Below are 5,210 nucleotides of genomic sequence, written 5' to 3' on the forward strand. Positions count from 1 at the left end.
ATCACCGTCCATACCTTCGATGCCGCCGCACTCGAGGCCGGCACGCTGCCGATCGAGTTCATCGGCTGCTCGTCGGTCACCGACACCAATCTGATGTCGGGCAAGAATGCCTGGGGCGAGGCCGACACCAATTTCAACAAGTTCGCACCACATCTCAGGGACATCGAGGTGCCATCCGAGACCCTGCAGACGCTGCTCGATCGCAACGGCATCACCCATATCGACGCCTTCCTCGTCGATTGCGAGGGCGCCGACTGGATCGTCTTCGAACAGCTCGACCTCAAGCGCTACCGCCCCGGCATGATCAAGGTCGAGGTCGGCGCGCTGCCCGCCCCGGAGATCGGCCAGGTCGTGGTCAAGCTGAAGACGGCGGGCTACCAGGTCGGCTTCCAGGCCGAGGACGTCTGGGCCTTCGCCTGAGCTGATCCAGCGAAAAGAGAGCCGCACAAGGCGCCCGGTGTGAACCATTCGGCCGTCTGGTCGCTCGGCTTTTTGCCAATGTCGCAAACAGGCTTCAATCGTCCTGCCGCTCGGCCCTATAGTCCGCCCGCTTTATCACTTTGGAGTCGCGGGCAATGGCAGAGTTTCCGAAAAAGGCGAAGGTCGTCATCGTCGGCCTGGGCGGTATTGTGGGCGCATCGATCGCGCATCATCTGATCGAACGTGGCTGGGACGATATCGTCGGCATCGACAAATCAGGCATCCCGACCGATATCGGCTCGACCGCGCACGCCTCCGACTTCTGCTACACGACCAGCCATGATTTCCTGTCGTGCTGGACGACGCTCTACTCCATCGATTTCTACGAAAAGATGGGCCACTACGCGCGCATAGGCGGCCTCGAAGTCGCGCGCGTCGGCGACGACAGCCGCATGGAAGAGATCAAGCGCAAGATCGCCTCGGCCAAGGCGTTTGGCACGCGCGCCCGGCTGATCGAACCGGCAGAGATCAAGGAAAAATTTCCGCTGATCGAAGAAACGATGGTGCAGGGCGGCCTGTGGGATCCCGATGCTGGTCTCGTCATTCCGCGCTCGCAGACCGTCGCCGGCAAGCTGGTCGACCAGGCGGAAGCCTCGGGCAAGCTCAAATCCTTCGCCAACACATCGGCCAGGTCGCTCGTCGTCAAGGACGGCCGTATCACCGGCGTGGTGACCGATCGCGGCACCATCGAGGCAGACTATGTCGTCGTCTGCACCGGCATTTGGGGCCGGCTGATCGCGGAGATGGTCGGCGAAGACCTGCCGGTCATGCCGATCGACCATCCGCTGACCTTCTTTGGCCCCTACAATGAGTTCGCCGGCACCGGCAAGGAGATCGGCTGGCCGCTGCTGCGCGACCAGGGCAACTCGGCCTATATGCGCGACACAGGCGACCCCAAGACCGCCGAGGGCGGGCAGATCGAATGGGGTTATTATGAAGAGACCAATCCGCGCCTTTGCCATCCGCGCGACCTCTTGGAGAAGGACCAGGCGCGGCTTTCGCCTTCGCAGCGCGATCTCGACATGGAGCAGATCCTGGCGCCGCTCGAACGTGCCATGGAACTGACGCCGATCCTCGGCGAACTCGGCTATAATGAAAGCCATTCCTTCAACGGCTTGCTGCAGGTGACGGCCGACGGCGGCCCGTCGATGGGCGAAAGCCAGAAGGTGCGAGGCCTGTGGTATGCCGTCGCCATCTGGGTCAAGGATGGCCCGGGCATGGGCAAGCTCATCGCCGACTGGATGACCGACGGCCGCACCGCGATCGATCATCACGCCATCGACTATGCGCGCTTCTATCCGCACCAGACGAAGGAGCAGTTCATCTGGGATCGCTGCACCGAGACGGCGATGAAGGTCTATAATCCGGCGGTGCATCCGCGCGAACCCTTCTCCAAAGCCCGCAACATCCGGCGCTCGCCGTTCTGGGAGCGCGAGAAGGAACTCGGGGGCTATTTCATGGAGCTGGGCGGCTGGGAGCGTGCCCATGGCTACGCCGCCAACGAGCACCTCTTGGAGAAATACGGCAACCGGGTGCCCGCGCGTGAGAACGAGTGGGACAACCGCCATTTCTGGCGCGTCTCCAATGCCGAACATCTCGCCATGAGCGAGGATTGCGGCATCGTCAACCTGTCGCATTTCGCCATGTACGACATCGAAGGTCCCGACCATGTCGCGCTGCTGGAATGGCTGTGCGCGGCCAAGATCGGCGGCGACAACAACATCGGCAAGGGCATCTACACCCACTTCCTCGACGAGGAAGGCATGGTGCGCGCCGACTTTACCGTCATCCGCATGGCCGACCACTGTCGTTTGATCGACGGGGCGGACGCCGGCCCACGCGACTTCCAGTACATGCGCCGCACGGCGCAGGACAAAGGTTTTGATGTCACCATCACCGACGTGACCGAGAAGTATGTCACCGTCGGCATCTGGGGGCCGAACGCCCGAGCGACCTTGCAGAAGGTGGTCGAGAATCCGGACGGTCTTTCGCTCGAGAACTTCCCGTTCGCGGCGATCAAGCCGGTCAGGATCGGCGGCAAGGACGTCACTGCTTTCCGCATCTCCTATGTCGGCGAGCAGGGCTGGGAGCTGCACATGCGCTACGAGGACGGCCTGGCCGTCTGGGATGCCTTGCGCTCGACCGGCGTCATGCCCTTCGGCGTCGAGACCTATGCCAACACGCGCCGCATGGAAAAGAGCCTGCGGCTGCAGAACGCCGACCTTTTGACCGAGTACAATCTGCTCGAAGCGGATCTCGCCCGTCCGAAGGTCAAAGAGAACGACTTTTGCGGCAAGGCCAGGCATGTCGAGTTCCGTGCCCGCGAGCACCAGCCGGCCATGCTGTGTACGCTGGTGATGACCGAAAACGTCGATTCAAAAGGCGTTGCCCGTTATCCCGTCGGTACCATGCCGGTGATGGACCCGAAGACCGGCGAGACGCTGGTCGACGAACTCGGCCGCCGGTCCTTCACCACATCGATGGCGTACGGCCCGACCATAGGCAAGAACATCGGCCTTGCCTATCTGCCGTGGGCGTACGCGCAGGAAGGCCGCAAGCTCACCATCGAGTATTTTGGCGAAACCTATCCCGTCGAAGTGGCCGCTGTCGGCTACAAGCCGCTCTATGATCCGGAGAATTTGAAGCCGCGCAGCTGAGTGCTCGCAGGCGCAAAAGGCACGAAGCAAAAGCCTGGCATCGGCCGGGCTTTTCTCTTTTTAAACACGCTGTTTTCGCCTACCCTTGCGGCATGTCTGCTTTTGTGTGCGCAAGACATTTCCTTTCAGGCTGCGCCGCGTTCGCGCTGACGCTCTGGCTGGCGCCAGTGTCCCTCGCGGATGAGCCTGTCGATGTCGAGTTGGTGCTGGCCGTCGACGTTTCGCTGTCGATGTCGCCGGAGGAGCTCGAGATCCAGCGTCACGGCTACGCAGCCGCCTTGACGCACGACAATGTGCTGCAGGCCATTGCCGATGGCGCCTATGGCAAGATCGCCGTCACCTATGTCGAATGGGCCGGCACCACCTGGCAGCGTGTCATTGTGCCGTGGACGGTGATCGCCAGCCGCACCGATGCGGAGCGCGTGGTTGCGCAATTGTCCGCGCAGCCGCCCAACAGCGCGCGACGCACCTCGATCTCCGGCGCGCTCGAGTTCGGCAACGACCTGTTCGCCGAAAGCGGCTACCAGGGAACGAAGCGGGTCATCGACATTTCGGGCGACGGTCCCAACAACCAGGGCGCGCCGGTCAACCTCACCCGCGATGGGCTGATCAAGCAAGGCATCGTCATCAACGGTCTGCCGCTGATGACCCGAGGCGGTTTTTCCGGCGCCTACGACGTCAATAATCTCGATCGCTACTACAGCGACTGCGTCATTGGTGGTCCGGGAGCCTTCATGATCCCGGTCAACGATTGGACGCAGTTTCCCGAAGCCATCCGCCGCAAGCTGGTGCTGGAACTCGCCGGTCCGGCCTCGCCGCAATGGGCGGCGGAAGAAGCCGCGCATCCGCCAGTTGTATTGGCGCAGGACAGGCCCGCCACCGACTGCCTGGTCGGCGAGAAAATGTGGCGCAACCGCAGCTGGATGTTCGACAGCCGCTAAAGCGCGTCACGTTTGAACGGATTCAGGCGACGCGCTTTAGCTCTTTGTTTTTATGCATGTCGTTCTCCCAAAACCGGGGCCACTTTTGGGCGACATGCATTAGGCGGCCGAAGCATTGGCAAAAGGGCCGGACCGCGCTATCCAACCGGAGGGGGCCGCGGTCAAAACCGAGGAAACATCAGATGAAACGTCTAGCCATCTTGACTGCTGTCGCGTCCGTGCTTTTTGCCGACGTCGCCAGCGCCCAATACAATGACGAGCCCGCCTGCATGATGTTCGAGCACGCGAATTTTCGCGGGCGGTCCATCGGTATGGGGCCTGACGATTCCGTAAACTTTCGTGGCGGCCAGTTCTGGAACGACCGTGTGTCGTCGGTGATCGTGCGCCGCGGCTGCACGCTCGTTGCCTATGAGGACTCCCGGATGGGCGGCCGTTCCATCGAGATCAGGCGCAGGATCCGCGATTTTGGTGGCAGCGACTGGAACGACCGCATCTCTTCGGCGGAGTGCTATTGCAACGACTACTGAAGGCCATGTTGGGTTTCTGACAGCACGCACCCGTTTTCGGGACGGGCCGCCGATCGAGCTGCCTTCACCGGCCGGGCCGGCCGGGTGCCTCACCAAGCTGTTCATTGACAAGCTGACTGGCGTCTGTGAGACAGTTTCCTCAGCGAAAACAAAAGGGGAACTGACATGACCAGGATCGCCGTTCTTGCTGCAACATTGACACTTGCCGCCGGCTTGTCCGCACCGGCGATGGCCGCCACTTCAGTCACCATCGGCATCAGCGGCTGGACCGGCTTCGCGCCGCTGACGCTTGCCAAGCAGGCGGGCATCTTCGAGAAGCACGGCCTCGACGTGACCTTGAAGAAGGTGCCGCAGGCGAGCCGGCCGCTCGCCATCGCCAGCGGCGACCTGCAATGCGCGGCCACCACGGTCGAGACCTGGCTGGTGTGGAACACCAGTGGCGTCACCACCAAGCAGATATTCCAGCTTGACAAATCCTATGGCGCCGACGGCATCGTCGCCCGCAACGACATCAAGACCGTCGCCGATCTCAAGGGCAAGAATGTCGCGTCCTCGGCACCGGGCACGTCGCCCTATTTCATGCTCGCCTGGGTGCTGAACAAGGC

5 protein-coding genes are annotated in these 5,210 nt (G+C 62.2%); all 5 read left to right on the forward strand.

Annotated elements, in window-relative coordinates; all coding sequences use genetic code 11:
* Nucleotides 1–420, forward strand: a 420-nt coding sequence (locus EN935_RS21260; protein WP_164771240.1) for an FkbM family methyltransferase, incomplete at its 5' end; no start/stop codon positions are given.
* Nucleotides 421–575: 155 nt separating this feature from the next.
* Nucleotides 576–3,137, forward strand: a complete 2,562-nt coding sequence (locus EN935_RS21265) for an FAD-dependent oxidoreductase (RefSeq protein ID WP_127264448.1) — start codon at nucleotides 576–578, stop codon at nucleotides 3,135–3,137.
* Between the two features lie 92 nt (nucleotides 3,138–3,229).
* Nucleotides 3,230–4,078, forward strand: a complete 849-nt coding sequence (locus tag EN935_RS21270; RefSeq protein ID WP_164757700.1) for a DUF1194 domain-containing protein — start codon at nucleotides 3,230–3,232, stop codon at nucleotides 4,076–4,078.
* A 182-nt stretch (nucleotides 4,079–4,260) separates the two neighbouring features.
* The gene (locus EN935_RS21280) at nucleotides 4,261–4,605 is read left to right on the forward strand and encodes a peptidase inhibitor family I36 protein (protein WP_056596364.1); all 345 of its coding nucleotides are present in this window, start codon (nucleotides 4,261–4,263) and stop codon (nucleotides 4,603–4,605) included.
* A gap of 165 nt (nucleotides 4,606–4,770) precedes the next feature.
* Nucleotides 4,771–5,210: ABC transporter substrate-binding protein (locus EN935_RS21285; RefSeq protein WP_164771241.1), on the forward strand; the 440-nt coding region annotated here is incomplete at its 3' end.

Origin of the sequence: Mesorhizobium sp. M7D.F.Ca.US.004.03.1.1 (assembly GCF_003998635.1) — a bacterium.
Taxonomy (GTDB): domain Bacteria; phylum Pseudomonadota; class Alphaproteobacteria; order Rhizobiales; family Rhizobiaceae; genus Mesorhizobium; species Mesorhizobium loti.